Genomic DNA, 25,322 nt, shown 5'->3' on the forward strand with positions numbered 1-25,322 from the left:
CTTGTAAAGGTTGTTTAATGAGTTTTGAGAGCGATATCTCAAAATTTATGTTAAGTTTATTAGCGCGCTATACGACATTAGCATTTTTTAGTCTGACTTTTTGTGAAAAGGATCTTGCATGAAAATCGAAGTTGCTGTTGATGCTACTGCAACAACGAAAGAGAAAGGTGATCTTCTTGAAAATCTTTCTTCTAAACTCCTTTCTGCTCAATCATATTCAGTTATTAAAGAAATAAGACTTACCGCTGTTGAACTTGATTTGCTCTGTAAAAATCAAATAAACGGTAAGGAGATATATGTAGAGTGTAAGGCTTATAGGGGAAATATAGATGCAAATATACTTAAAAATTTGTTGGGAACACTTCATTTAAAGGAGTATTCTGAGGCTTGGCTAATTAGTACTGGAGAGTTTGGGAAAGAAGCGAGAGGGTTTATTGAGGAATGGAAAAAGAAGCCAATTGAACTGGCTAGTAAATTAAGTTTTTTTGGTCCAGACCAGCTCATAGAGGCACTTATATCTTCAGGGATAATTAAAAGAGCCCCTGAGGATAAAGCTGTTGATTTTTTAGGAAGTGTTAATTTATTAGGTCAGTGGATTTTACTTGTCACTAAGTTTGGTAATTTCTGGGTTGCTTCAGTATTATCCGGAGGTATCCCTAGTGGAGTCATCTGTTATTATGCATCTAATAATGAGTTAGTTGAGGATGACGCTCTTCTTGCAAAGATTGCTGATACTGATAGTAGTTTTAATAATCTTCCTTTCGATGTTCCTGCTAAATTTAAGCATTATAAAGTTGATGTGACTACAACTCCATTTACTGACGTTGTAGAAGTTCAGACTGGACAAAGTTGGAGTGACTATCGTCCAGCCAGGCCTGAAGATTTTGTTGGCCGCGTTAAAGATATAAATAACATTTTTGACTTTTTTAAAAACATAAAAGAAGGTGTTACAAATACCAGAGTATTCGCTATAACAGGTAATTCTGGTATGGGGAAAAGTTCTCTTATCGCTAAGTTGCGAGAAAAAGCTAATAACTTACACAATAAAAACAAATATTTTGTATTTCCTGTCGATGTCCGAGCTGCAACAGGCCCTGAATACATTTATTCCTCAGTGTTAACAGCACTTAAATTAGCTCAGAAAAATGGTTTTGGTGACCCTCATATAAATTTAATAGTAACAAATGTTAGTAGCCCGCTAAGTTCTGATAGCATCAAATATTATCTTGAATCCCTGATTAAGAAAAAACAGATAATATGTGTCATTTTTGATCAGTTCGAAGAGCTGTACTCCAAGCAAGAGCTTTATGAAGTATTTGAAAGAGCAAAGGAATTGCTGCTAAATGCTGCTGCCTTACAACTTAATTTTTGTCTGGGTTTTGCATGGAAAACTGATAGCACTACTCATAGCGAGCATCCAGCTTATTTCTTTTGGCATCAATTATCCGATTATAGGATTACAAGAAAACTTAGCCCGTTCACAGATATTGAATCAGGTGTGGCAATAAGTATATTTGAAAAGGAAATTAATCAGAAATTGCATATGGACTTGAAACATAATTTGATTGTAAGTAGCCAAGGTTACCCTTGGTTATTGAAAAAGTTATGTATACATCTTTACGAAAAAATAGAAAATGGTGTTGCGCAAAAGGATCTTTTGGAGAATAAGCTTGATGTGTCATCCTTATTTAAAGAGGATATGGATGAGTTGAGCCCGGCAGAAAATACATGCTTGAAATTAATTGCTCAGAGGGCGCCAGCTGATTGGTTTGAAGTAGTTGATATTTCTGGCCCAGCCACGCTTGAATCATTAATAAATAAAAGATTTGTGATTCGAAGTGGCGATAGATTAAATATATATTGGGATATATTTAGAGAGTATATACTGACTTCTACAGTTCCTGTAATTGCTTTGCGCTATTTGCCTTCGACAGAGTTTTCTTCTATTTATAAAGTGGCTAAGCATCTAAATCACACTGAGAAATTTTTGGTGCAAGATTTAGTTGATAAAACAAAGTTGTCTGAGGGTACAGTTCAGAACATTGGCACTGATTTAATTAACTTTGGCGTTGCGGTCAGAGAAGCCGGATATTACTCTCTCAGTACTGATGTCGTGAAATGTGATGAAATGGCCGTTCTTCGCTTAATTCGAGATAAGTTTAATAGGCATTCTCTTACTTTAGCATTGAAAGAAAAGGCTGCGGTAATGACTCTATCATCACTTATAGACATGTTGAAACATATCTATCCGAATAATAATTACGCTGATAAAACATGGCGAACTTATACGGTAAGGCTGTGTCGGTGGTTGGAACTGTGTGGCTTTATTGTGCAGTCAAGTAATGGTTGGCTGTATCGTGATATAGGTGATGTAGTATTTGATGCATCAGATACTAAAAGAAGACGGCTGAAAAGTGGTGTTTTTACCGCACCATCATCCCCAGAAATTGTACTCCAAACATTGCATTGGCTTGTAGATAAAGGCAGTTTGTTGAAATCAGAGGATAAACCAAAAGGTTACAGAAACGCCTTAACTGTTTTGAACAGGTTTGAGTTGATATCTATCGTTGAAGATAACTATATTATTAATTTAGAAAAACTGGAAAAATATTCCGGTTACGAGGAAGCAATTTGGATTTCTGCATCTTCTGAAGCGACCATGTTGGAAGCGTTGAGGATTGTATCAAGAAATCCAAACATTACCGGAGTGGAGTTAGGTTCATATATCGCAGACAAATTTAGTATGGAGTGGACCCAATCTTCCATGCTAAGAAACGGAAGTTCAATAAAAAAATGGGTTACTTGGATTAATGATGTGAAAAATAAAGCCTATAGTAAAAACATCAAAGGTGTAAATTAAGTAGTAGGTTGAATATACGATATCTGTAAATCCTTTCTCTCCGAAGTTATCGGCAGAGAGAGGCTTTATATTAAATCCATCTATCTTTTCTTTAACTTAAAGTTGAGGAGAGAATTATAACAATTTTCATCAGCGTGCGCAGCCCCACCCGCCTGTCCGCTTCACTTAACAGAGTGGTTCTCATACACCCTGTAAATCGCACTAGGAGCCATCACACAAGGGCTATTGCGTCAATTCTAACGCATGACTGTCATGCGTTTTCATGCAGCATAGACATGCACTGAGGCGAGAGACATCAAAAAACCGGCACAGGCCGGGCTTAAGTGATCTTTTCCGTTCAGATCAAAACAGTTTTCTTTTTTTTCTGCCGTCATATGATCCTGATACCGGTGCTGAACCGGTCAGGCTCATCACGTCGTCCCGAAATCTCAACGGCAATATTTCATTCGTCCACTTCAGCATTAGATTCAGGATAAATTCACGATACAGCGTATCTGCATCATTTGTGCCTTCAATAATGCCCGATAAGCCACCATATGGCTAAGCACTAGCGAGGACTGAAACGCAATATCCCCCCGTGTTTTGGCGCACACTTGGTTCAGGAAGGTCACCGCCTGCACTATCTGGCTGACCGTGCCGGTATCTCGGGAACTTTCAGTGACTCGAATTATGCCATCTCGACCATGCATTTCCGCTGCTGATTAAGCAACTTGAACTGATGCTGACCAATGGTGAACTCACTCCCCGTCATTAGCACTGCGTTAACCGGTGCACATTTGCCCATCGACTTCTATTTGCAACAATATTTCAACATGTTTATTGCTGATTTTCATTGGCCCATAAAAATAGTCATAGTCTAGATTGCGAGAGACATCTGTACTTGAGTTGGCATTGCAGCTCGACGCCAAAGCCAAGCGTCGAATTCTCGACGCGAAAGAGAGAGAAGGTCTGCGGCGAAGCAAAAAGACTCACGCAAGAAGTGATAGTCATCATTTTTGACACCAATTGCTTTCGCGAATGTGCGAACATGCCGATCAACCGCGATGGAGTCAATGCCGACAAGACATCCCATATAATCGACCGTCTTCGGGCCGATACCATTTATAGTTTGAATTGCATCGCAGAATTCATTGGATGCCAGACTCATACGTAGATCCTGTACGTCCTCAATTCCAGCTCTTTGTAAGAAAGCTACTAGTGCCTCGAAACGGCTAACCTTCTCATGATGGCGCCAGTTCAAAAATGTACCTGTTTCTCCGCTCTGAACTAGCGAGACCAATGAGGAAATTGTGACGTGATTCGGATGTATCCGCAGGATAGTCTGCACCCGAGGATGCACAACCGTCATATAATTAAGTCCAGCCTGGAGCACTGAGTCCGCGAGAACGGCTCCGAGGTGATCACAGATATCACGAGGGGACCTTACCTCAAAGAGTGCGCCTTGATTTTTCGCATGATTAGCGATGCTACGCGCTACTTGCAAAATCTCGATGGCGGAATTACTCATACTAACTTTGCCTCTTTTAATGCACTCAGGCGTTCTACACAGTTCGGGCAAGCACCGCAAGGAAACTGTGCGGACGCCTGGCATGAATAAGTTCGTCCGATAGGAACACCAAGCTCAGCAGCAACCCTAGCTACATCAGCTTTGGACGAATAGCGGAATGGCGAATGAAAGCGAACGGGACCGATAGTTGATGTAAGTTCGTCGAGATTGTTCATAAATGCAGCAGTACAGTCAATTTCTTTGGCGTGGTTGCTATTGATGAATCCGGTATAGACATTCAAGATGCCGACAATCTGTGCGCGTGCCGCAGCAGCAGCGAAAAAAAGCATTGTCCGATATGGGATGTACAAATCGTCGTCCTTGATATCCTCAGTCCAAAGATCTGCTTCGCGAATTAGCCGCGATTGCGAGCCGCGGAAGATATCAGATATATCAAAGCGCTCAGGTCGTTGCATTTCGGAAGGCAGGACTTCATTTACCCTAGTCCATTCAGTTTCTACACAATGTTGCCCATAGTTGAAAAAAATCGGTACAACTTCGATACCTTCTGCTGCAAGCTGGTATGCAACAGTTGTTGAGTCTAGGCCACCCGAAGCTAAAAGGAGCACCTTATTTATCACGATTTGGCCCTCAATTCAGCAATGACACTAAACATACCGTTGAGGCACGTATCAAGGTCAGAAGAATATACTGAACTTCCGACAACTACCATCGTGTTCTCATTCTCATGCCGCGGATCATAAGTGATAACCGGCTTACCCATCGCGATTGCCATACCGATTTCCACAAGCGTGCCAGGGTCTCGGTCGAGAGGGACAGCGAAGATTGCGTCACATTCCTTTAGTAGATGGTAATCCATGTGATATGTACAGCGCAGCTCACCATTACTTGCGGGTCGCTTCAACTCTCCATTTTCAAGAACGGGACGACGCACTTTGAAATTGTGATACACCAGACTTTCAACAGCATGGTCGAGTTCCTGTTTTTCAACGTATGAGAAATCTGGACCAGCAAGGTAAATTGAGTAACTCTGCCGGTCATGCCATGGGAGCACTGTCCCTTGGAGAGCTTGCAGTACATCCAGCGAAAGCCGGAATCCGCGTTGCAAATCTCGTTTGATGTCGTCAGGAAACGTCGACTGTGAGTATGCCGTCGCAGCTTGGCATCCACGCCATGCAGCTTCAATCCACCCCTTTTGAGAGAGGCCAACCATAACGCTCGAATAAACATCTCCAACGCCGACTGAGTTTACGGTATTGCCCAACGTTGCTGGTATTTCTTCGACACCGTTATTACGCAAATCAAAAAGTCGACTACCGCCACGATTTTCTTTAAGCAGAAATACGTCTGCCGAAAGTGCCCTCACTTCATTTAGAAGTCCACTGATATCGTCTTTTCCAAGTTTCATAAACAATGGGGACGATGTCGAGATAATGACAGCTTGCACGCGCCCACAGAACTCTTTAAGTGAAGATAGATCCACAAGGTCATACGCTATATCGAACGAAAATTGTGCGTCTTCAGTAAATGCGTTAGCGAGTACATTGATATCGAATCGACCAGGGAAGACTACGATTTTCTTATAAGCTTCGAGACATGGCAACGGGTCATTAACTTTCACTACTTTAGTATCGCTCATTAGGTCTTCGTAGCCTTGATGCGAAACTTCTGTCACGTCGCCAATAAGGATAACGTTCGGAGCACCTATGACATCACCAAGCCAGATGAACTCTTCACACCCAAACTCATCCAGATAGTGACTGGCTTCATCAACAAGGTATTGAGGACAGAAAGCCGCCACTGAATATTTTAGCCCTGCCGCCCACATCCCCCTTGCCGCATGAGCAATTCCTCCCAAACGAAGCTTGCACATTACACCACGCTGAGCAAGCGTATAGTCGATAACAAGCTCCCCAACAATTAAAACTGTATCTTTGCAATTCATGATTATCTCGGCACAAAGTCAGCATTTACGGTAGGAACGGGCGATGCTGCGGAGAAACTCACCAAGCCCACGTAAGTTACACCATCTTCGAGGCACGCTACGAGATAATTGAATGAAGTAGGAAGTGCCCCGACCTTTACACCCTGCACATCCACCGCGAAAACGCGTTTCTTATCAAAAACAATACCAAGTTGATCGCCAACAGCAGGCACATTTCTGAACCGTGAATAAAAATCACTGTTTCCAACGTCTTCCAATACAGTGTGAAATGCCTGTTTACACCTATCGACCCCGCTAGCACCGCCCTCTATGCCAGTCCCATCTCCTACTACTTTCTTGGGTTTTGTACCTGGATAATCTGAAAAACGCCCCGATCCTGAGCTCCCCATCGCATTGCTCCTACGTGGTTAATAAAGCCTTTTCTTATTAAGGATTCGCACAGACCGCTCTCCTAACATACAGGTCAGTGCTACCATCAGATCAATAGCAGTTATTATATAATTTTTTGTGGGATTTTGTTATCCGGACTTCTTCTTGCTCCCCTGAATTCCCAAGCAATAGCTATGAACGTTTCCGATTTATGCGAGTTAAGCATCACCGCATCAACGGCTTCGCCGTAAGTTTGCTCTGCTGGGCAGCGTAACGTTCGAGATCAGCCTTGAGGCTAACCGGACAGGTGAACGTCAGCTTGACACTTGTGGTATCGGGCTGCGGCCCCAGTCGCAGCTTGCGTGTCGTACTCATCGAATGCCTACACTTTGATAGAACAACGGCTGAGACGGCCGCAACACCAGCTCCCGGTTAATTGAGCTTTGTTGTTAGCCAGATGAGTCTGAGGACGAAAGTGATGACGATATCAGTCAGTTGAACGCATTTTTTGACACTCTGGAATCAGAGCCGGAATCAATAGAGCGATATCAGTTAACCGATATAGATGGAGAAGATGCTTTTATCCGCATTGGTTCTATCGCGATGGTGCAAGTACCACTTGATGCGCTGGAGCCTGTCGAGGAAGATGACGAGTAACAGAATTCGGCATCTCAACCAAGCCATACTTGTCCTGGTTCGATGCCGAAAATCAATGGATTTTCGTGTTGGTATCTGTGTTGGTATAAAATGAAAGTATTTTTTATTAACTATTTTAAATCATGGAGTTGAACAATATGTTAGAGTCCGGCCTTCGCACTTATCCGCTAAAAACCTCCCTCCGATGCCATTCCACAAACCCTTCCCTTGGATAATTCCCTTTCACCATCGGCAAAGCAATCTGCCTCCCGGCAAAATCCCAAAAAAGCCTCCCAACAATCCCATTCCCATTCACCGCCTCAGACACCAGCACCCGCATACTCTCATCCAGCCCAATCGATCCTTTATCAAACGCCTTATGATGAATCGCACACAGCGCCAGTCCATTCGGGATTTCACACGGTCCACCAAACTGCTTCCACTTGATATGCGCGGCTTCAAGTCCAACAGAGGCGTTATCATGTCGCATGTTAAACCCGCAGATTGCACACTCATAGTTATAAGCCCGCAGCACCTGCTGGCGGAACAGCGGATCGCGAACCTTACGGATCTGCCGGATATCAAAACCCATCTCATCCGCGATCTCTTCCTGAATGCTTTCCGGAAAATGCCCTTCAAGGATCTGCTGCGCCAGCGAGCCGATCAGGTTTTTGTTCTTACTCAACAACGCAAAATGTTCTTTATCAAACCCGCCTGCGACGTTATGTTCCACAAGTTCTTTAACAGGCGGTTGCTTACTGCCAGTGGTTGAACAGAACTCAGTGTTCTGAAGATCCCAAAACCCGTCCCCCTTGAGCCGCCAGAAGGGCATATTCGGATAATGCGCCTTCCGCTGTGGGCCAAAGCGTTCTAACAGGCTAAGAAGCTGCTCATGGACCTCGGTACCATAATCAAATAGTCTCGCATGCCCCTGCTGATATTTCGCCAGCACGTACAGAAGCAATAACGGCTTATGCGGCGCACGCTGTTCGCCTTTGCGCCAGATGGTGATGTCGGCAATTGCCTGTTCGAGAGTTTTGCTGGAAGCCATCGCGTTACGGTAGAAGGTAAATAATTGCGATGATGCTCGCAAAACCCAGACCAATCAACCCGCAACTAACAAAAACATGACCTTACCGTGCATAACATTATTTCCTGAACCTCCCTCGCAAATTCCAAATTTACCCCACCCCAAACCGCTGTATTTATATTCAGCCCTGTATAATGAGCATCAGAAATTACGCCGAAAGGCAAAAGAAGTACCACAGAGAATTTAACGAGGAATTCGCGATATGAAGGTGCTGCAACACCCCCATACCGCTAACCACAAACAACTATGAAGGAGTTGAAAATGGCTGCGACGAATTTTAAGCCAGAGTTTACTATTTGCAAAACAGAATCAGATGCTTTCACCGGCATGATTGAAAACCGCGAGCTGGTACGCAAAAACAGCGCCCGCCGTCTGCACGGCAACCCGCCTGATACCGCGCCCGTTCATCCCCGCGCAGAAACGCCGCAGGACAGTGCCGCCTGCTGCGAACTCTATGCACGCATAGACATGAAATATCTTCTGCTGGGCGGCGACTGGTTAACCCGTGCAGGCTTTATCAACGGCATGCCCGTAAAAATTCGCGCCATGAAAGACTGCATTGTGATTACGCCGCAGCATACAAGAGAATTATGGGGGTGCCTGGAAGGGATGAGCGTGGTGAATATCAATAAGCAGAAAGTCGCGCAGTGGTTAAAAACGTTTCCGGGAGCGCTAAATGATACCGGCGATATACCGGCTGTTAAGCGTGGAACAGGGCAGGCGATTTCGGAGTAACCGTGCTTCCCACCTCATGTAATCCTTGAAGCAATAAAACGATACGGGCATGTCATCCCATGCCCGTTTTAAGTAAAAATCAATCGTGCTTAACCTGCTCTTTCACCGCGTTAACCAGCGCAGCGTGAAGTTCACCCACAGTTAAATCACGTATAACAGGTTCGGGTATGCCACGTACCCAGCGCATAAACCGACAGATACCAAAAAAATCTATACCCTCACCCGTAAACAGATACTCGTTCTCAGCAAGAGAGAACGTTTTCATATAGCCATTTTCTTCCGTGGCAAGCTGAACACCAAAAGCTTCTTCGCAGTCTTCCAGTAGGTCTTCGCCATCGATACCGCAAATATGCAAATCGGCCTCAATCCACGTATTCCTATCGATAGGTTTACGATGCTCGCCTGAGGAGTTTCGAACAACCTCAATGACTTGTGAGAGAGTGGGTTCCATCATGATCCTCTCCTTTAATGCGGTGGAAATAATCTCCAGTGCTTCCCGGCGGTGCTCCGCTTGATCGGACCGACAAGCACAACGTTACCTCGGCCCGAGAATTTTTAAAGTAAGTTCAGGCTATCGCCATATGATTCCAGGCATCTCTGTAAACTATATTCCCGTCACAGTGTTTCCAGGTGATTGCCTCATATCTTAGCTCGATCGTCTCTGTATGTGTTCCTGTTCCAGAACCGGGGAACAGATTTGGCGTGATACCCGTGATTTTTACATTCTCCAGGATAATGTTGAAATATTCTCTCTCGATTCCTGCATCATCAATTTGATACATTTTGATCGTAGCCGATTTTAGCGTTTGGTTTTCACACAGTGCCTTGATGAGAATCGGTGTCGTTTTATCAAATTCTTTCTGAACGGCAATCGGTGTATGTACACGGGTACCTGTTAGTCGGCCTGTATTTCCACTCACAGGAATGGTGAGGTGATGAGCGACCGCCTTTAATTCAATAGCGCCTAACCTACCGGACACCATGGAACCTCCTGGGACTGGTGAGCCATTAGCATCGGTTAACCAAAGATATGCTGGATTTGACATGATTATTCCTCATCTATTTTTACAAAAGAAGGTAGGTGCAACATCGCCACGACCCATATGAACAAGCCAATAAGTTTCAGAGGCCATGGTTCAAGGACAGCTATACAAGCAAATGCACCTACGACGAGCAAAGGGCCTGATAATACATCAAGGATCCCACCAAAAATATATATCCTTCCTGGCAGGAATTTATTCATTACTAATGAAATAATGTAGGAGCTTATGGTAGTGATGCAAAAGGCGATTGTTTTATCATGCCAGGTTTCGAATTCAACCCAGCTAAGGGTATAGGCTAAAACTAAATATGAGCAAAGAAGCAGGTTTATAATTGGGATGATAAACTTATCCATACACACCTGCCATAGTGTGTGCATTTAGTTTTTCATTAACTTTCTTCATGATTTGATTAAATACAGGTTTCCCTTCTGAATAACCTGCATGGATAGCATCTACAAAGGGTTGGACGGCATCAGCGAACAGAAAATAAAATAGGTCATAGTCTCTGTGTCTCAGAAGTTCATATACCTCCGGTGCATCTGATTTGAGTCTGTCAGATGTTCTAATTGATCGTTCAGCCATCCCCCCAAACAAAAGGAGTGTGCTCAGTGCCGTGATTGGGTTGCCTTTCCCTTTAAAAACAACAAACGTAAAAGACGTTCTTTCAATAACATGCTTCGCGATAGTTGATGCGATAATATTTGTTGATATTCTACCTGCAATTGAAGTTATTATAGTTCTGTATAATTTATCTTGCTCCGCTTCAGTTAAATATCTATCAAATTCTTTAAATATGATTTTTACAGCGTTGACTATATTCTCATAATTCAAAATGTCGTTTTTTATGGCAGTGAACATTCGTATTCTTTGAGTTTCACGAGCATATCTTGTATCCGTGTCAAAGATACCATAAACCAGATATCCATAATCTAACGGTACAGATAGCCCTCCATTTATAAGCCCAGTAACTGTATCAGGAGAAGCGATTATGTTGCATAACCTTCGGGCTATATCTTCTACATCAGCCATAGTATCCCTTTAATTGTATTATAAAGGATAATATCAATGTGATATTTATGCGATTAAAGCAATTTATTTTATCTAAACGATAGATTAAGAATTATTAACGGCATTAATATTATCTAAATGAGATAATACGCGGCTTCATGCCTATCCCACGCACTCCACCGCTCAATCTCAATCAACTCACTTCATCAAAACACCGGCACCCCCAGTCCCACCTTCACCTCCCTCAACGTCTCCTGCGTCACCCCCTGCGCCCGCTCGGTCCCGCGCTTCAGCATCGCCATTAGCTCCCCCTTGTCTTGCATATACATCGCTCTCCGCTCCCGCATCGGCGCAATCAGCTCCTGCAGGCATGCCTCTAGCTCGTTCTTGCACGCCCGGTCGCCCAGCCCGCCCGCCTGATAGTGCGCCTTCATCGCCGCCACTTTCTCCTTGTCCGGATGAAACGCGTCGAGGTAGGTAAACACCACGTTCCCCTCAATCTGCCCCGGGTCGCTCACCTTCAGGTGGTTCGGGTCGGTGTACATGGCGCTCACCGCACGGTGAATGGTCTCTTCGCTGGCCGAAAGGTGCAGCGTGTTGCCCAGCGATTTCGACATCTTGGCGCTGCCGTCGATGCCGGGCAGGCGGCTGGTGTCGCTCAGCATCGCCTTACAGTGGCGCAGTACCGGGGCGGGCAGGAGGCTGTTCATCTTGTGCACAATCTCGTTGGTCTGCTCAATCATCGGCAGCTGGTCGTCGCCGACGGGCACGCACTCGGCCTTAAACGCGGTGATGTCCGCCGCTTGGCTGATGGGGTAGGCCATAAACCCGACCGGCAGCGAGCGGGCTAAACCCTTCTGCGCAATCTCGTTTTTCACCGTCGGGTTACGCTCCACGCGGGCGACGGTGACGATGTTCATATACAGCATCGTCAGCTCGGCGAGGGCGGGCAGGGCGGACTGCAGGCAGATCGTGGTGAGGTTCGGGTCGAGGCCGGCGGCGAGGTAGTCGGCCAGCACTTCGGGGATGTTGTCGCGAATTTTCTGCGGGTTGCTGCCGTTGTCGGTCAGCCCCTGCAGGTCGGCAATCAGCACAAACTGGCTGTGCGTCTGCTGGAGCGCCACGCGCTGGCGCAGCGATCCGACGAAGTGGCCGAGGTGCAGCGGGCCGGTTGGGCGGTCGCCGGTGAGGATGGTTGGTGCGTTCATAAAGACTCCTTAACGTTGTAATGCCGAAAGGGGTCTTAAATGTGAGAAAGCCGCCTTTCGGCGGCAATCTGAAAATGGGGAAAACTACTCCGTGCCGCCTTTAAGAAGGCAGCCACCAGCGGTTTACGGTGAGCACGGCGTGGTTTATGTTCATCTCTTTACCGTATCACGTCCGGCGAGAAAAACAAAAGGGCACGTCATGCTGCAATCTCTCAACCATCTGACCCTCGCGGTCAGCGACCTGCAAAAAAGCGTCACCTTCTGGCACGAGCTGCTGGGGCTGATGCTGCACGCCCGCTGGAATACCGGGGCCTATCTCACCTGTGGCGATCTGTGGGTCTGCCTGTCGTACGACGAGTCGCGCGAGTACGTGCCGCCGCAGGAGAGCGACTACACCCACTACGCGTTTACCGTGGCGGAAGAAGATTTTGAACCGTTGTCGCAAAGGCTTGAGCAGGCGGGCGTCACCGTCTGGAAGCAGAACAAAAGCGAGGGGGCATCGTTCTATTTTCTCGACCCGGACGGGCACAAGCTGGAGCTGCACGTGGGCAGCCTCGCCGCGCGGCTGGCGGCGTGTCGGGAGAAGCCCTACGCGGGCATGGTGTTTACCTCAGACGAGGCTTGAGGCGCGCACCTTCAGCCTGCAGGTCCTGTCTCAGCGATCACTGGCTACGTGCCGCTGGCGGAGCGAAAGCGCCGGGTGGCGGCTGCGCCTTACCCGGCCTGGAAAAAATTACAGCGACTTCACAAACGCCAGCAGGTCTTCGTTAAGCTGGTCCTGGTGGGTCAGCGCGAAGCCGTGCGGCGCGTTGTCGTACACCTTCAGCGTGGCGTTTTTGATCATCTCTGCCGCCAGCTTGCCGGTGCTTTCAAACGGCACGATCTGGTCGTTGCTGCCGTGGATCACCAGCGTCGGCACGTCGATTTTCGCCATATCCGGGCGGAAGTCGGTTTCGCCGAACGCGGTCACGCAGTCGATGGTGCCCTTCAGCGACGCCAGCAGGGCGATGTTCAGCGTCTGGGTCAGGGCACCGGCAGAGACGGTCTGCCCGGCGTTGATGCCGTAGAACGGCGTCGCGAAATCGCTGATGAACTGGGCGCGATCTTTACGCAGTCCGTCGCGAATGCCGTCGAACACGCTCTGATCCACGCCCTGTGGGAAGGAGTCGGATTTACCGAAGATCGGCGTCACCGCGCCCAGCAGCGCCAGACCGGCCACGCGCGCGCTGCCGTAGTTGTTGATGTAGCGGGTCACGTCGCCGCCGCCCATGGAGAAGCCCACCAGCGTCACGTCCTGCAGGTCCAGGGTGGTGATCAGGTCGTTGATGTCGGACGCAAAGGTGTCGTAGTCGTAGCCGTTCCACGGCTGATCCGAGCGGCCAAAGCCGCGACGGTCAAAGGCGATGGCGCGGAAGCCGCGCTCCGCCAGATAGTTCAGCTGGCTGTCCCACATGTCGCCGTCCAGCGGCCAGCCGTGGCTGAAGAGAACCGGTTTGCCCGCGCCGCCGTCCTTGTAGTAAATCTGCGTGCCGTCTTTTGCCTTAAACGTTGCCATAGTGTGTTCCTGTGCAGGTGATGGTTAGGGTTATACCGGCGCGACCAGGTAGCGTATTGCCGGTGATGTTGTGCCCTGATGAAAAGCCAGAACGCGGCTCTGCAGCAGGAGGTCATTCATGGTGTGGCGCTCCTGCTGGCGCAGATGCTCGATCCACGAGCCCATCAGGAAGGTCTCGATAAACAGACCGGGGCGCTCAATATCCTCGTATACCGCCCAGCTCATCGCCCCGGCGCGGCGGCGCACCCGGCGCAGCTCGTGGACGGCTTCCAGGAAGGCTCTGGTGTTCTGCGGGTCGATGATGTACTCGTGCGACACCAGCACCGGGCCGCGCTCGTTCGGCAGGTCAATCTCCACGCCGTCCAGCGGCTGGCCGCTGAGGTCGAGGTTCAGGTCAGGATCTTTGCCAAGCTTCCAGCGGAACACCGTCGCGCTCGCCAGCACCATCCCCAGCGTGGCGACCACCAGCGATGTCGGGGTGCCGAAACGGGAAGCGATCTGCCCCCAGATGGCGCTGCCTGCGGTCATTGAGCCGAAGAACACCGTCAGGTAGACCGCCAGCGCGCGGGCCTTCACCCAGCGTGCGGCGCTGCGCTGCGCGCCGAGGTTCAGCGTTGAAAGCACCGCAATCCACGCGAAGCCGGTGAAGAACTCAAACAGGTTGAGCAGCCAGACGTGGCGCACGAACGCCAGCGCCAGCATGGTGAGGGCAAAGGTCAGGCTGGCGGCCACCATCAGGCGGTCGGCGTCGAGCCGCTGGCGCAGGCGCGGCAGCAGAATGGCCCCGGCAATCGCCCCCAGGCCAATGCACGCCAGCATCACGCCGTAGCCCGCCGGGCCTAGGCCCAGCTCGCGGCGCGCCACCAGCGGCAGCAGCGCCCAGCCCGCGCTGCCGAAAACGAAGAAGGCCACGGTGCGCACCAGCACGTTGCGCAGCACCGGCGCGGCGTGTACGTAGCGAATCCCGGATCGCACCGCAGAGAAGAAGTGCTCCGGCGGCAGACGCTGAATGGACGGTGCCGGACGCCAGCGCCACAGCACCCACGCCACGCCGACCACGGAGAGCGCATTGAGGGCAAACACCATCCACGGCCCGGCGAGCGACAGCAGGAAACCGCCCAGCGCCGGGCCAATTGCCCGGCTGATGTTCACCCCGAGCGAGTTCAGCGCCACGGCGGCGCCCAGCTCCGGCTTGCTCACCAGATCGGGCACCACGGCCTGAAACGGCGGCGAGCTCATCGCCGCGCCCACGCTCAGCAGAAACGTCGCCACCAGCAGAACGGCGGGGGTGACGTGTCCGGTGAAGGAGAGCACCGTCAGCCCGGCGGCGGCGATGAACACCCACAGCTGGGAGAAGAGCAGGTATTTACGCCGGTCGACGATGTCCGCCATCACCCCGGACGGCAGGGCGAAGAGGAACATCGGCAGGCTGCTGGCCGCCTGCACCAGCGCGATATCCAGCGGGTCGGCGCTCAGGGTCAGCATGCTCCAGTTGATGCCGACGTCGCTCATCCATGAGCCGACGTTAGAGACCACCGTGGCGATCCACAGCATGCGGAACACCGGCTGGCTCAGCGGCTGCCAGGGCGAAACCGTCGGTGCGGGCGTCGTCTCGACGTGTGCGTCGCGAACGTCGTTAACCTGGGTCATGCGTACCTCTCCGCTGTCTTACGCTGCAGCCGCCACTGGCCCGGCCCGGTGAGGGCGAGGGTGGTGAAGATAATCAGCAGCAGCCAGCCAAACTGCCCTTCGGCAATCGACCAGTTCGGGTGGACCGCCAGCATTGCCACCAGCAGCACGGCGATAATCGGCAGGCACGCCAGGCGGGTGTACACGCCCGCAATGATAAACAGCGGGCAAACCACCTCGGCGACAATCGCCGGGATCAGGCTCGCCCAGGGCCCGAAGCCGAACGGATCTTCAATGCGCGTCAGCTCTTCGCTGAAGTGCAGCACCTTCGGCAGGCCGTGCACGTACAGCAGCAGCAGGCTGCCGGTCAGGCGCAGGAAGAACAGCCCCAGGTCGATCCGGGGCGGGATAACGGTGTTTTTCATCAGAATGCAAAGCAGCTGCAGCCCAGCGCCCCCCAGAAAGCGTTATCGTCGGATACCGGCATCTCTGACGTGCGGGCGAAATCATGCTGGTGGCTGTGAACCCCGCACGGGCCGCTGCAGTGGTGGATAGGGCTCATCCCGACGCGGGCGGCCTGCGGCGGCGCGCTGCGGTAGTGGCCCGGCACCTTCACCACCGGGGACCACTCGGGAAGAACCGGAATGGCCGGCGGCGCGAGCGGGCCAAAGCTGCCTGCGGCGTAGACGATGTCGCCGTTGACCACGGTGAGGACGGACTCGATGCCCTTGATCTCCTCTTCCGGCACGCGGAAGAAGTCTTTGCTCAGCACGGCCAGGTCGGCGAGCTGGCCGACCTTGATCTGCCCCTTCTGGTTCTGCTCGCTGGAGAACCACGCGCTGCCCTGGGTCCAGAGCATCAGGGCGGTATCGCGATCCAGACGGGCGCTATGGTCGTACATCTGCATCCCGCCGACGGTGCGGCCGGAGACCAGCCAGTAGAGCGCGGTCCATGGGTTGTAGCTCGCCACGCGGGTGGCGTCCGTCCCTAAGCCCACCGGCACGCCGGTCTCGAGCATTTTCGCCACCGGCGGCGTGTGGCGGGTGGCTTCGATGCCGTAGCGCTCGGCAAAGTACTCGCCCTGGAACGCCATGCGGTGCTGGACGGCAATGCCGCCGCCGAGCGCTTTGATGCGGTCGATGTTGGCCTGGGTAACGGTTTCCGCATGGTCGAAGAACCAGTGCAGGCCGTTGAACGGTATGTCGCGGTTCACCTTCTCGAAGACGTCCAGCATGCGGCTGATGGATTCGTTATAGGTGGCGTGCAGGCGGAACGGCCAGCGGTGCTCCACCAGATGGCGCACCACGCGCTCCAGCTCGTCTTCCATGCCCGGCGCGAGGTCCGGGCGCGGTTCGAGGAAGTCTTCAAAATCGGCGGCGGAGAAGACCAGCATCTCGCCCGCGCCGTTGTGGCGGAAGAAGTCGCTGCCCTGGCCCGGCGTGAGCATGTCGGTCCATTTTTCAAAGTCTTCCAGCTCGTGGCCCGGACGCTGGGTAAACAGGTTGTAGGCGATGCGGATGGTCATCTGCTTTTTCTCGTGCAGCTCGGCAATCACCTCGTAATCTTCCGGGTAGTTCTGGAAGCCGCCGCCCGCGTCGATGGCGCTGGTCAGCCCCAGACGGTTCAGCTCGCGCATGAACTGACGCGTGGAGTTGACCTGCTGCTCAAGCGGCAGCTTCGGCCCTTTAGCGAGCGTGGCGTAGAGGATCATGGCGTTCGGACGGGCAATCAGCATCCCGGTCGGGTTGCCGTTGGCATCGCGCTGGATCTCTCCGCCCGGCGGATTTGGCGTGTCCTTGGTGTAGCCGACCACCTTCAGCGCGGCGCGGTTGAGCAGCGCGCGGTCGTACAGATGCAGGATGAAGACCGGGGTGTCCGGCGCGGCGTCGTTGATCTCGTCCAGGGTCGGCATCCGGCGCTCGGCAAACTGGAACTCGGTCCAGCCGCCCACCACGCGCACCCACTGAGGCGACGGCGTGCGCAGGGCCTGCTCTTTCAGCATCCGCAGGGCGTCGGCCAGCGACGGCACGCCTTCCCAGCGCAGCTCGAGGTTGTAGTTCAGCCCGCCGCGAATGAGGTGCAGGTGCGAGTCGTTCAGGCCGGGGATGGCGGTGTGGCCTTTTAAGTCGACCACCTTGGTGCCGTCGCAGTGGTGCTGCATCACCTCGGCGACGGTACCCACTTCCAGAAATTTTCCGTCGCGCACGGCAACGGCTTCCGCGACGGGGTTCTCGCGATCGACGGTGTGAAACTGGCCGTTAACCAGAATGAGATCGGCTTTACCGAGGGTAACCATACGTGCTCCTGACTGAGAGGGGAATGGTCAGGATTATGGGAACCGGTTTCGGCAAAGATCCAGTTATACAATAGGATAGGTATACCAAAGTATAACTATACCTAAGGTTAACTATACGAAGAGATAATTACGCGCAAAGACGGAAAACCGCAGGATGAGGGTGTCTTTATCGTCGCGGCGTTCGCGGCGATTTCACCCTTAACCACTGGAAAATGCTATGACCTCTTCAAAGCTCGAAGTGTTAACCCCTGCGAACTGTCAGGTAATCTTTATCGATCACCAGCCACAGATGGCGTTTGGCGTGCAGTCTATTGACCGTCAGGTGCTGAAAAACAACACCGTGGCGCTGGCGAAAGCGGCTAAGGTGTTCAACATTCCAACCATCATCACCACCGTTGAGACCGAAAGCTTCTCCGGTAACACCTATCCGGAGCTGCTGGACGTGTTCCCGGGCCAGGACATTCTGGAGCGTACCTCCATGAACTCCTGGGACGACCAGAAGGTGCGTGACGCGCTGCAGGCCAACGGCAAGAAGAAGGTGGTGGTTGCCGGCCTGTGGACCGAAGTGTGCAACAACAGCTTTGCCCTGTGCGCGATGCTGGAAGGCGACTACGAAATTTATATGGTGGCGGACGCGTCCGGCGGCACCTCCAAAGAAGCCCACGACTACGCGATGCAGCGCATGATCCAGGCGGGCGTGATCCCGGTGACCTGGCAGCAGGTGATGCTGGAGTGGCAGCGCGACTGGGCGCGTAAAGAAACCTACACCGCGGTGATGGATATCGTACGTGAGCACTCCGGCGCGTACGGCATGGGCGTCGATTACGCCTACACCATGGTGCACAAAGCGCCGTCTCGCCAGAAGAGCGAGCACCGCACCTTAGCGCCGGTCCCGGCTCGCTAAGTTCCGCTGGCGGGCTGGTCCCTCATCCGGCTCGCCGCTGCCTTTTTCTCTGGAGTTCACAATGAGTACTGGGCTGATATCCCTTGCGGCAGGCGTGTTGATTGGCCTGATGTATGCCGTGCTGAAGGTGCGCTCCCCCGCGCCGCCCGCGCTGGCGCTGATTGGCCTGCTGGGGATGCTGGCGGGTGAACAGGCGACGCGACATCTGTTATCCCGCGACGGCGCGCCGCCGCCTCCGGTGACCGTTCCGCAGGCCAAATCGCAGACGGGAGCGTCGTCATGAAAGCATGGATAATTTCGCTGGTGTGCGGCGTGGTTGCTGGGGTAATTTACGCTCTGCTCGACGTCCATTCCCCGGCGCCGCCGGTTGTCGCCCTGCTTGGCCTGTTTGGCATGCTGGTGGGCGAACAGCTCATCCCGGTGGGACGGCGTTTACTGAGTCGCGAACCGCTTACCCTCGCCTGGTTTCGTCACGAATGCGTGCCGAAAATCAGCGGCACGGCGCCCCCTGCGCCCGCGAAGGACGATCGCGACGTTTAATGATTTACCAGAGGAAAGACAGCATGACGCTGCCGTGGCGCATTGCCATCATTGATGACGAACGATCCGTCCGCAGCGGGCTGAGTAATCTCCTGGAGTCGGAAGGCTATGCCGCCGATACGTTTGATTCTGCAGAGGTGTTTCTGAGCCATCCCTTCGCCCTGTCCGGCGCGGCGCTGGTGATCACCGACATCAAGCTGCGGGGCATGAGCGGCCTGGAGCTGTTTGAAAAGCTCCGGCTGCTGGCCGTACCGCCGCCGCCCGTGATCTTTATCTCCGGTCATGCTGATGAAAATATGCAGCGGTACGCTCTTAATCTGGGCGCCGCTGCATTTTTGCGTAAGCCCATTAACATCGATATTCTGCTGGATCATATTCAGCGGGAGCTGGCCCGCCGACAATAAGGATCGCGGATGAACGAACACGAGCAGCCTGCATTTTGGCCCGCCCAGGGGAATCTTCACCAGGGGCGGGTTTTTGTCCTTAAAGAGGATGTGATTTTTACCGTGCTGGCGCAGGAGGGCGGAATCGCCTGGATGCACGCGCGACATCCTCATTCCGGCGGCTCGTTCATTATCGCCACCGCGGTCAGCGACGAAGAGGAAGAGCGGGCCACCCGGCTGCTCAAAAACGAGTTTGCGCTGCGCGACGTGCTGCAGGACAGCTGGGCCATTCGCGCCGTTGCGTCAACGCAGTACCGGGGGCGCTTCGCGCTGGTGTACGCCCCGTTTTCGTTTGAACTGCTGGCGCGGCGCGCGGGCAGGGCGATCTCGGGCATCACGCGCTTTCTCGAGATGGCGATCCAGATCTGCGTTCCCCTGCGCCAGATGCATCTGCAAAACCTGATCCACGGCGATATCAAGCCCGGCACTATTTTTGTTGATCACGACGCCACCTGCCGTCTGGGCAGCTTTGGCCTTTCCAGCAGTCTTTCCGATGCCATCACCCAGACCCGGCTTGCCGTTTCAGGGGGCACGCCTGCGTATATGTCGCCGGAGCACACCACCCGCACCCAGCGCCCCGTCGACGGCCGCAGCGATCTCTACAGCCTCGGCATGGTGCTGTATGAACTCCTGACCGGACGCCTGCCGTTTGAGCTGGGGGAGGACGATCGGGCCAACTGGGCGCACTACCATATTGCCTCCGCGCCGCTGGCTCCGGACGCGATCCGCCCGGACGTGCCGGGGATGCTGTCGACCATCATCCTGAAGCTGCTGGAAAAGCACCCCGATAACCGCTACCAGACGGTCGACGGGCTGATTGCCGACCTCCGCCGCTGCCAGGCGACGCTGACCTGCGAGGGCGAGATCGTCGCTTTTACCCCCGGCCAGCAGGACCGCACCCCGGCGATCCATCTGGCGGACTCCCTCTTCGCGACGCATCCGCAGGCGAACGACGTTATTGCGGCGTTTGAGCGGGTGAGTCAGAACCTGGTGCCGGAGCTGGTGACAATCGGCGGGCCGTCGGGGATCGGCAAATCTTCGATCATCGCGACGGCGCTCAAAACGCTGCAGCAGCGTACGGTGCTGCTGGCGGTGGGCAAAGTCGACCAGTTTTCGCCGTCGCTGCCCTACGGCGTATTAAGCTCCGCGTTCCGCACCCTGACGCTGCACCTGCTGGGGCTGCCCGCAGACGAGGTGGCGAAGTGGAAAATCCGCCTGTCTCGCGCCCTGGAGGGGCACGAGGCGCTGGCCGTCAGCCTGGTGCCAGAGCTGGGCCTGCTGCTGGAGAGCAAGCCGCGCTTCTCGGCCGATACGTTTTCCATAGATGCCCGGGCGCGCTTCAGCCATATGGTGCTGGCGCTGGTAAAAACCTTTGCCTCGCAGGGCTGCCCGCTGGTGCTGGTGCTCGACGATCTCCAGTGGAGCGACGCCGCCAGCCTGCACACGCTCAAATATCTGCTGATGAACTGCGGCGCTGTTCCGCTGCTGGTGGTCGCGGCCCACAGGGATATCAGCGCCGTGCCCGACGCCGCCCTGCAGGCGCTGCTGGCAGGCCTGCCGGAGGCGGCGCAAAACGCGAGCGAGATTGTCCCGCAGGCGCTTTCCGTGAAAGCGGTGGCGCGCTGGCTGGCGACGGTATTTCGCACCCGCAGCGCGGCGACGACCGACCTCGCCACGCTGATCCACGAGAAGACGGGCGGCAACCCGCTCTTTGTGCACGAGTTTTTCCGCCGCATCGTGGATGACGGCCTGGTGGTGCACAACAAATATCAGGACAAGTGGCACTACGATCTGCAGGCGATCCGCGCCAGGCATTACACCGAAAACCTCGTCACCCTGGTGCTGGAGCAGCTTGAAGAGCTTCCCGACGAGACGCGCCGCCTGCTGGGCAGCATCGCCTGCCTCGGCGGCACGGGCGAGATGGAGATGATCTGCCGCGTGGTCGGCATGTCGATGGCGGAAATGCGCTATGCGCTGCACCCGGCGGTGATGGCCCAGCTCATCGTGCTGGCGGAAAAAAAGTACGCCTTCACCCACGACCGGGTGCAGGAGGCCGCCTTTGCGCTGCTGGATCGGCATGAGAGAAGCCATATTCACCTGACCACCGCCAGCCTGCTGGCCGACGCCGCGCGTCAGGCGGCGGGGAACGAGCTGCTGTTCCGCGCCGTTCACCACGTCACGGCCGCGCTGGACAGCATCCAGCCCGCCCCGCAGCGCGAGATGTTCCGCGAGCTGAGCCTTCTGGCCGCGCGACGCGCGAAGCGCTCGGGGGATTATCCTTCGGCGCTCGGCTATATCCAGACCGCCAGAGCACTGGGCAACGCCGGGACGGTGTCGGACTTTATGCTCGATATCGAAGAGGCGGGCTGCGAGTTTGCGCTGGGGCACCTGGAGCGGACCCGCGAGCTGTGTGACGCCATTCTCGGCTGCCCCGGCGGGCTGACCGAAAAGGCGCTGGCGGCGAACCTGCTGGTGGAGGTGTACATTCGCCAGTCGGACAGCCGTCTGGCGCTGGAGGCGGCGCTCTGCTGGCTGGGGATTTTCGGGATCCAGATTAGCCGCTATCCGGAAGATGCCGACTGCGACGAGGCCTGGGCGCTCTTTTGCAACCGCACGGCCGACGCGCCGCAAAACCTGTTTGCCCAGCTGTCGCGGATGGATAACCCGGAAACCGAAGCGGTGATGAACCTGCTCTACAGCGCCAGCATTTGCGCCAGCTTCATCTGCCCGCGCCTGCACTTTTTGCTGCTCTGCCGCATGATGCACCTGACCCTCGACCACGGCATTACCGGCGCGTCCACCACGGCGATGGCCTGGTTTGGCGTGCTGATGGGCCACCGCTACGCCGAGTATCGCCTTGGGTTCCAGTACGGCACCCTGGCCCGCGAGCTGGTGAATCGCCACGGCTACGACGCCTTCGAAGCCAAAACCCTGCTGCCGCTCGACCAGCTCAGCGTCTGGACCCAGCCTTTATCGTTTACCATCGAGTGCGCGAAGGCCTGCTTCACCTCGGCGGTGACCCACGGGGATATGACGATGGCCTGCTTTGCGGCCTGCCACCAGGTGATTAACTTCCTCTCGCGGGGCGATCACCTGGACGGGGTGCTGACCAGCATCGATCGCGGCCTGGCGTTCGTGCGTAAAACCCACTTCCAGGACGTGGAAACCATTTTGATGGTCCAGCGCGGCTACGTTGAGTTCCTGCGCACGCCGGTCATCGGCACCTGGACCGCGTCGCAGGTGCTGCCGGAGGCGCTGCTTCCCGCGTCGCCGGAGCAGGCGCCGGAGAAGAACTCCACCATGCTCTTCTGGTACTGGCTGTATCGCGGCATGGCGCACTTTACCTGCGGCGAATATGCCGACGCGCAGGCGGATCTCGAGATGGCGGGCTGGTACGCGTGGTCTGCGCCGGGCCACATCCATCTGCTGGATTACCATCTCTACAGCGCCCTGGCGCTCTCCCGTCAGCTGACGCCGGAGACCTTCTCGGCGAATCACCGCCGCAGCATTCACGCCCACTACGACAAAATCGCCCTCTGGGCGCGCGTTAATCCCGGCACGTTCGCGGATAAAGAGGCGCTGATTTACGCCGAAATCGTGCGTCTGGACGGAATGAACAGCATTGCGCTCGAGCAGTATGAGAAGGCGGTCCGGCTCTCCCGCGAGGGCGGCTTTAACCCGATCAACGCTCTGGCCCACGAGCTGGCGGGCCGCTTTGCGCTGTCCTGCGGTTACCCGACAGCGTCGGACGCCCACTTCCGCGGCTCGATTGCCGCCTGGGGCCGCGCGGGCGCGCAGGCCAAGGTGCGCCAGCTGGAGCAGGATTTCCCGCACCTGCTGGCCTCCGGGCAGGCCAGCGCCTACGACACGGTGGCGTTCGCCCAGAATGAGACGATCCGCGATCTGCAAAGCGTCATCAAAGCCTCCCGCGCGCTGTCGGAAGAGATTAACCTTGAGCGCTTAATCGAAAACCTGATGACCATCCTGCTCGAACGCGCCGGGGCGCAGCGCGGCCTGCTGCTGCGCGTGAGCGAGAGCCTCATCCCGGAGATTGAGGCCAGCGCCTGGACCAGCACCGAGGGCGTGCGGGTGCGGATCCTGAAAGACGTGCCGACGGCGACCGACCTGCCGCTGTCGGTGCTGGCGGCGGTGATCCGCACCGGGCAGGAGATCCGCACCGGCAGGCCGGAGGAGTTCCATCCCTTCAGTCAGGACCCTTATCTGGTGACCTCGGGGGCGGCGGTCATGTGCGTCCCGATGTTCAAACAGGCGCGGCTGGTGGGCGTGCTCTACCTCGAAAACCGCCTGATGCCGGAGGTCTTCACCGCCGAGCACTCGCGCGTGGTGAGCCTGCTGGGCGCGCAGGCTGCGGTATCCCTTGAGACGGCGCGGCTGTACGCCGAGCTGCTGGCGGAGAACATCCAGCGCCGACGGGTGGAGAAAGAGCTGCGATCCAGCCAGACCTCGCTGATGCTCGGCGAGCAGATCAGCCACACCGGCAGCTGGCGCTGGGAGCTGGAGCAGGATCTGATGTTTGTCTCGGAAGAGTACGCCCGCATTCTCGGCCTGCCCGGGCAGCAAAAGACGATCTCCATGGCGGAGTTTTTGACCTTCGTCCATGAGGACGATTACGCCCGCATCAGCGCCATCGTCACCCAAAGCGTGCGCGACGGGCTCTCCATGCGCGCGGAGTTTCGCGTTAAGCGTACCGACGGCTCAACGCGCTACATCCTCGGGATTGGCGATCCGGTGGGCGTGGGCAGCGAGGTGAACGAGTATTACGGCATCATCACCGATATCACCGGCCAGCGCGCGGCGGAGGATGCCATGCGGGTCGCGCAGGCGGATCTGGCACGGGTGTCCCGGGCCACCACCGTCGGACAGCTGACCTCATCCATTGCCCACGAGATCAACCAGCCGCTGATGTCGATCGTCTCGAACGCCGGGGCGAGCCTGCGCTGGCTCAACCGCGAGCCCGCCCGTCTGGATAAAGTGCGTGAGGGGCTGGAGGAGATCGCCGCGGAAGGCGCGCGGGCGGGGGAGATCATTCGCAGCATCCAGTCCCTGACGCGCAAGCAGGATCCCACCTTCTCGCGCATCGACATGCACTACCTGATCCACCATATCATCACGCTCTCCCGCAGCGAGCTGGAGCAGAGACACATTAGCGTTGATTATCTGTTACAGGCGCAGAACAGCTTTATCACCGGCGATAGCGTGCAGATCCAGCAGGTGCTGTTGAACCTGGTGATGAATGCGGTAGAGGCGATGGCCGAGGTGAAGGATCGCGCCAGCACCATTACCCTCAGCACCGCCAACGCGGACGGGAAGGTGATCGTTGAGATCGCCGATACCGGGAGCGGCATTGAGCCCGAGCGGCTGGAGCAGATTTTTGACTCGTTCTACTCCACCAAGGCGCAGGGGATGGGGATGGGGCTGACCATCAGCGCCAGCATCATCGAGCGTCACTGCGGGAAGCTGAGCGCGCGCCGCAGGGAGCCGTACGGCACGGTGTTCGCGTTTGCGCTGCCGCTGGCGGCGCAGGAAGGGTAAA

The 25,322-nt window shown here is 54.6% G+C and carries 22 protein-coding genes and 3 pseudogenes; 10 read left to right on the forward strand and 15 right to left on the reverse strand.

Going from position 1 to position 25,322, the window contains the following annotated elements; translation table 11 throughout:
* The first annotated feature begins 118 nt into the window (after positions 1–118).
* A complete protein-coding gene (locus QMN93_RS09880; protein ID WP_062936001.1) occupies positions 119–2,860 on the forward strand; it encodes a restriction endonuclease in 2,742 nt (913 codons plus the stop codon).
* Positions 2,861–3,417: 557 nt separating this feature from the next.
* Positions 3,418–3,611 (forward strand): annotated as a pseudogene (locus QMN93_RS09885) (type IV toxin-antitoxin system YeeU family antitoxin); the annotation flags it as partial.
* 105 nt (positions 3,612–3,716) lie between these two features.
* Here QMN93_RS09885 and QMN93_RS09890 read toward each other — a convergent pair.
* The 5 genes and pseudogenes from QMN93_RS09890 to QMN93_RS09910 all read right to left on the reverse strand — a co-directional run bounded on the left by QMN93_RS09890 (position 3,717) and on the right by QMN93_RS09910 (position 7,056).
* The gene (locus QMN93_RS09890; protein WP_062935999.1) at positions 3,717–4,367 is read right to left on the reverse strand and encodes a hypothetical protein; all 651 of its coding nucleotides are present in this window, start codon (positions 4,365–4,367) and stop codon (positions 3,717–3,719) included.
* The gene (locus QMN93_RS09895; protein WP_264884779.1) at positions 4,364–4,987 is read right to left on the reverse strand and encodes a 7-cyano-7-deazaguanine synthase; all 624 of its coding nucleotides are present in this window, start codon (positions 4,985–4,987) and stop codon (positions 4,364–4,366) included. The genes QMN93_RS09890 and QMN93_RS09895 overlap by 4 nt, the downstream gene beginning before the upstream one ends.
* Positions 4,984–6,312 carry a nucleoside 2-deoxyribosyltransferase gene (locus tag QMN93_RS09900; protein ID WP_062935998.1) on the reverse strand — a complete coding sequence of 443 codons (1,329 nt, stop codon included), beginning with the start codon at positions 6,310–6,312 and terminating at the stop codon, positions 4,984–4,986. Before QMN93_RS09900 ends, QMN93_RS09895 begins: the two co-directional genes overlap by 4 nt.
* Before the next feature lie 2 nt (positions 6,313–6,314).
* Complete coding sequence (locus QMN93_RS09905; protein WP_202815506.1) at positions 6,315–6,701, reverse strand: hypothetical protein; 387 nt, start codon at positions 6,699–6,701, stop codon at positions 6,315–6,317.
* Positions 6,702–6,805: 104 nt separating this feature from the next.
* Positions 6,806–7,056 (reverse strand): annotated as a pseudogene (locus QMN93_RS09910) (DUF2274 domain-containing protein).
* Positions 7,057–7,113: 57 nt separating this feature from the next.
* Here QMN93_RS09910 and QMN93_RS09915 point away from each other — a divergent pair.
* Positions 7,114–7,338 (forward strand): annotated as a pseudogene (locus tag QMN93_RS09915) (transcriptional regulator); the annotation flags it as partial.
* Between the two features lie 160 nt (positions 7,339–7,498).
* Here QMN93_RS09915 and QMN93_RS09920 read toward each other — a convergent pair.
* Positions 7,499–8,368: a phosphorothioated DNA-binding restriction endonuclease gene (locus QMN93_RS09920; RefSeq protein ID WP_182382986.1), complete on the reverse strand. Its 870-nt coding sequence runs from the start codon at positions 8,366–8,368 to the stop codon at positions 7,499–7,501.
* A gap of 300 nt (positions 8,369–8,668) precedes the next feature.
* On the opposite strand from QMN93_RS09920, the gene QMN93_RS09925 reads away from it, so the two are divergent.
* On the forward strand, positions 8,669–9,142 hold the full coding sequence (locus QMN93_RS09925) for a SymE family type I addiction module toxin (RefSeq protein WP_073001057.1): 474 nt from the start codon (positions 8,669–8,671) through the stop codon (positions 9,140–9,142).
* A gap of 79 nt (positions 9,143–9,221) precedes the next feature.
* Here the strand turns inward: QMN93_RS09925 and QMN93_RS09930 are convergent, their stop codons facing one another.
* The 5 genes from QMN93_RS09930 to trpS form a co-directional block, all read right to left on the reverse strand.
* Positions 9,222–9,593 (reverse strand): hypothetical protein, encoded by a 372-nt coding sequence (locus tag QMN93_RS09930; RefSeq protein WP_193139944.1) that lies wholly within the window; start codon positions 9,591–9,593, stop codon positions 9,222–9,224.
* Between the two features lie 115 nt (positions 9,594–9,708).
* Positions 9,709–10,188: a type VI secretion system tube protein Hcp gene (locus QMN93_RS09935; RefSeq protein ID WP_069303598.1), complete on the reverse strand. Its 480-nt coding sequence runs from the start codon at positions 10,186–10,188 to the stop codon at positions 9,709–9,711.
* Between the two features lie 2 nt (positions 10,189–10,190).
* Positions 10,191–10,538, reverse strand: a complete 348-nt coding sequence (locus tag QMN93_RS09940; protein WP_069303599.1) for a hypothetical protein — start codon at positions 10,536–10,538, stop codon at positions 10,191–10,193.
* Positions 10,531–11,214, reverse strand: a complete 684-nt coding sequence (locus QMN93_RS09945; RefSeq protein ID WP_193138813.1) for a hypothetical protein — start codon at positions 11,212–11,214, stop codon at positions 10,531–10,533. The genes QMN93_RS09940 and QMN93_RS09945 overlap by 8 nt, the downstream gene beginning before the upstream one ends.
* A gap of 185 nt (positions 11,215–11,399) precedes the next feature.
* On the reverse strand, positions 11,400–12,401 hold the full coding sequence (trpS, locus tag QMN93_RS09950; RefSeq protein WP_193138814.1) for a tryptophan--tRNA ligase: 1,002 nt from the start codon (positions 12,399–12,401) through the stop codon (positions 11,400–11,402).
* A 199-nt stretch (positions 12,402–12,600) separates the two neighbouring features.
* Here trpS and fosA point away from each other — a divergent pair, with 199 nt between their 5' ends.
* The gene (gene fosA / locus QMN93_RS09955) at positions 12,601–13,026 is read left to right on the forward strand and encodes a FosA/FosA2 family fosfomycin resistance glutathione transferase (RefSeq protein ID WP_193138815.1); all 426 of its coding nucleotides are present in this window, start codon (positions 12,601–12,603) and stop codon (positions 13,024–13,026) included.
* Between the two features lie 108 nt (positions 13,027–13,134).
* Here fosA and QMN93_RS09960 read toward each other — a convergent pair whose 3' ends face one another.
* Genes QMN93_RS09960 through QMN93_RS09975 form a run of 4 tightly spaced genes read right to left on the reverse strand, consistent with a single transcriptional unit; the run spans position 13,135 to position 17,881 of the window.
* Positions 13,135–13,956 carry an alpha/beta fold hydrolase gene (locus QMN93_RS09960; RefSeq protein ID WP_033144516.1) on the reverse strand — a complete coding sequence of 274 codons (822 nt, stop codon included), beginning with the start codon at positions 13,954–13,956 and terminating at the stop codon, positions 13,135–13,137.
* 30 nt (positions 13,957–13,986) lie between these two features.
* A complete protein-coding gene (locus QMN93_RS09965) occupies positions 13,987–15,606 on the reverse strand; it encodes an MFS transporter (protein ID WP_033144517.1) in 1,620 nt (539 codons plus the stop codon).
* On the reverse strand, positions 15,603–16,010 hold the full coding sequence (locus QMN93_RS09970) for a DoxX family protein (RefSeq protein ID WP_193138816.1): 408 nt from the start codon (positions 16,008–16,010) through the stop codon (positions 15,603–15,605). Before QMN93_RS09970 ends, QMN93_RS09965 begins: the two co-directional genes overlap by 4 nt.
* Complete coding sequence (locus tag QMN93_RS09975) at positions 16,010–17,881, reverse strand: amidohydrolase (protein WP_193138817.1); 1,872 nt, start codon at positions 17,879–17,881, stop codon at positions 16,010–16,012. Before QMN93_RS09975 ends, QMN93_RS09970 begins: the two co-directional genes overlap by 1 nt.
* Positions 17,882–18,098: 217 nt before the next feature.
* Between QMN93_RS09975 and QMN93_RS09980 the strand changes: the two genes are divergently transcribed.
* The 5 genes from QMN93_RS09980 (at position 18,099) to QMN93_RS10000 (ending at position 25,321) form a co-directional block, all read left to right on the forward strand.
* Positions 18,099–18,785, forward strand: a complete 687-nt coding sequence (locus tag QMN93_RS09980) for a hydrolase (RefSeq protein WP_023334356.1) — start codon at positions 18,099–18,101, stop codon at positions 18,783–18,785.
* A 61-nt stretch (positions 18,786–18,846) separates the two neighbouring features.
* Positions 18,847–19,068: a DUF1427 family protein gene (locus QMN93_RS09985; RefSeq protein ID WP_029739325.1), complete on the forward strand. Its 222-nt coding sequence runs from the start codon at positions 18,847–18,849 to the stop codon at positions 19,066–19,068.
* On the forward strand, positions 19,065–19,325 hold the full coding sequence (locus tag QMN93_RS09990) for a XapX domain-containing protein (RefSeq protein WP_010427264.1): 261 nt from the start codon (positions 19,065–19,067) through the stop codon (positions 19,323–19,325). Before QMN93_RS09985 ends, QMN93_RS09990 begins: the two co-directional genes overlap by 4 nt.
* Before the next feature lie 23 nt (positions 19,326–19,348).
* Entirely contained in the window at positions 19,349–19,729 is a 381-nt protein-coding gene (locus QMN93_RS09995; RefSeq protein WP_193138818.1) for a response regulator transcription factor, read from the forward strand.
* A gap of 9 nt (positions 19,730–19,738) precedes the next feature.
* The gene (locus tag QMN93_RS10000) at positions 19,739–25,321 is read left to right on the forward strand and encodes an ATP-binding protein (RefSeq protein ID WP_193138819.1); all 5,583 of its coding nucleotides are present in this window, start codon (positions 19,739–19,741) and stop codon (positions 25,319–25,321) included.
* Position 25,322 lies beyond the last annotated feature (1 nt).

This window comes from Enterobacter sp. R-1.6.2, from assembly GCF_035064085.1.
GTDB classification, from domain to species: domain Bacteria; phylum Pseudomonadota; class Gammaproteobacteria; order Enterobacterales; family Enterobacteriaceae; genus Enterobacter; species Enterobacter asburiae_B.

Coding starts and splice junctions, on each gene's coding strand:
- QMN93_RS09880 (WP_062936001.1), top strand. CDS start 119: ATGAAAATCGAAGTTGCTGTTGATGCTACTGCAACAACGAAAGAGAAA.
- QMN93_RS09985 (WP_029739325.1), top strand. CDS start 18,847: ATGAGTACTGGGCTGATATCCCTTGCGGCAGGCGTGTTGATTGGCCTG.
- QMN93_RS09920 (WP_182382986.1), bottom strand. CDS start 8,368: ATGGCTTCCAGCAAAACTCTCGAACAGGCAATTGCCGACATCACCATC.
- trpS (WP_193138814.1), bottom strand. CDS start 12,401: ATGAACGCACCAACCATCCTCACCGGCGACCGCCCAACCGGCCCGCTG.
- QMN93_RS09935 (WP_069303598.1), bottom strand. CDS start 10,188: ATGTCAAATCCAGCATATCTTTGGTTAACCGATGCTAATGGCTCACCA.
- QMN93_RS09960 (WP_033144516.1), bottom strand. CDS start 13,956: ATGGCAACGTTTAAGGCAAAAGACGGCACGCAGATTTACTACAAGGAC.
- QMN93_RS09900 (WP_062935998.1), bottom strand. CDS start 6,312: ATGAATTGCAAAGATACAGTTTTAATTGTTGGGGAGCTTGTTATCGAC.
- QMN93_RS09890 (WP_062935999.1), bottom strand. CDS start 4,367: ATGAGTAATTCCGCCATCGAGATTTTGCAAGTAGCGCGTAGCATCGCT.
- QMN93_RS09975 (WP_193138817.1), bottom strand. CDS start 17,881: ATGGTTACCCTCGGTAAAGCCGATCTCATTCTGGTTAACGGCCAGTTT.
- QMN93_RS09990 (WP_010427264.1), top strand. CDS start 19,065: ATGAAAGCATGGATAATTTCGCTGGTGTGCGGCGTGGTTGCTGGGGTA.
- fosA (WP_193138815.1), top strand. CDS start 12,601: ATGCTGCAATCTCTCAACCATCTGACCCTCGCGGTCAGCGACCTGCAA.
- QMN93_RS09970 (WP_193138816.1), bottom strand. CDS start 16,010: ATGAAAAACACCGTTATCCCGCCCCGGATCGACCTGGGGCTGTTCTTC.
- QMN93_RS09925 (WP_073001057.1), top strand. CDS start 8,669: ATGGCTGCGACGAATTTTAAGCCAGAGTTTACTATTTGCAAAACAGAA.
- QMN93_RS09930 (WP_193139944.1), bottom strand. CDS start 9,593: ATGGAACCCACTCTCTCACAAGTCATTGAGGTTGTTCGAAACTCCTCA.
- QMN93_RS09995 (WP_193138818.1), top strand. CDS start 19,349: ATGACGCTGCCGTGGCGCATTGCCATCATTGATGACGAACGATCCGTC.
- QMN93_RS09965 (WP_033144517.1), bottom strand. CDS start 15,606: ATGACCCAGGTTAACGACGTTCGCGACGCACACGTCGAGACGACGCCC.
- QMN93_RS10000 (WP_193138819.1), top strand. CDS start 19,739: ATGAACGAACACGAGCAGCCTGCATTTTGGCCCGCCCAGGGGAATCTT.
- QMN93_RS09905 (WP_202815506.1), bottom strand. CDS start 6,701: ATGGGGAGCTCAGGATCGGGGCGTTTTTCAGATTATCCAGGTACAAAA.
- QMN93_RS09945 (WP_193138813.1), bottom strand. CDS start 11,214: ATGGCTGATGTAGAAGATATAGCCCGAAGGTTATGCAACATAATCGCT.
- QMN93_RS09940 (WP_069303599.1), bottom strand. CDS start 10,538: ATGGATAAGTTTATCATCCCAATTATAAACCTGCTTCTTTGCTCATAT.
- QMN93_RS09980 (WP_023334356.1), top strand. CDS start 18,099: ATGACCTCTTCAAAGCTCGAAGTGTTAACCCCTGCGAACTGTCAGGTA.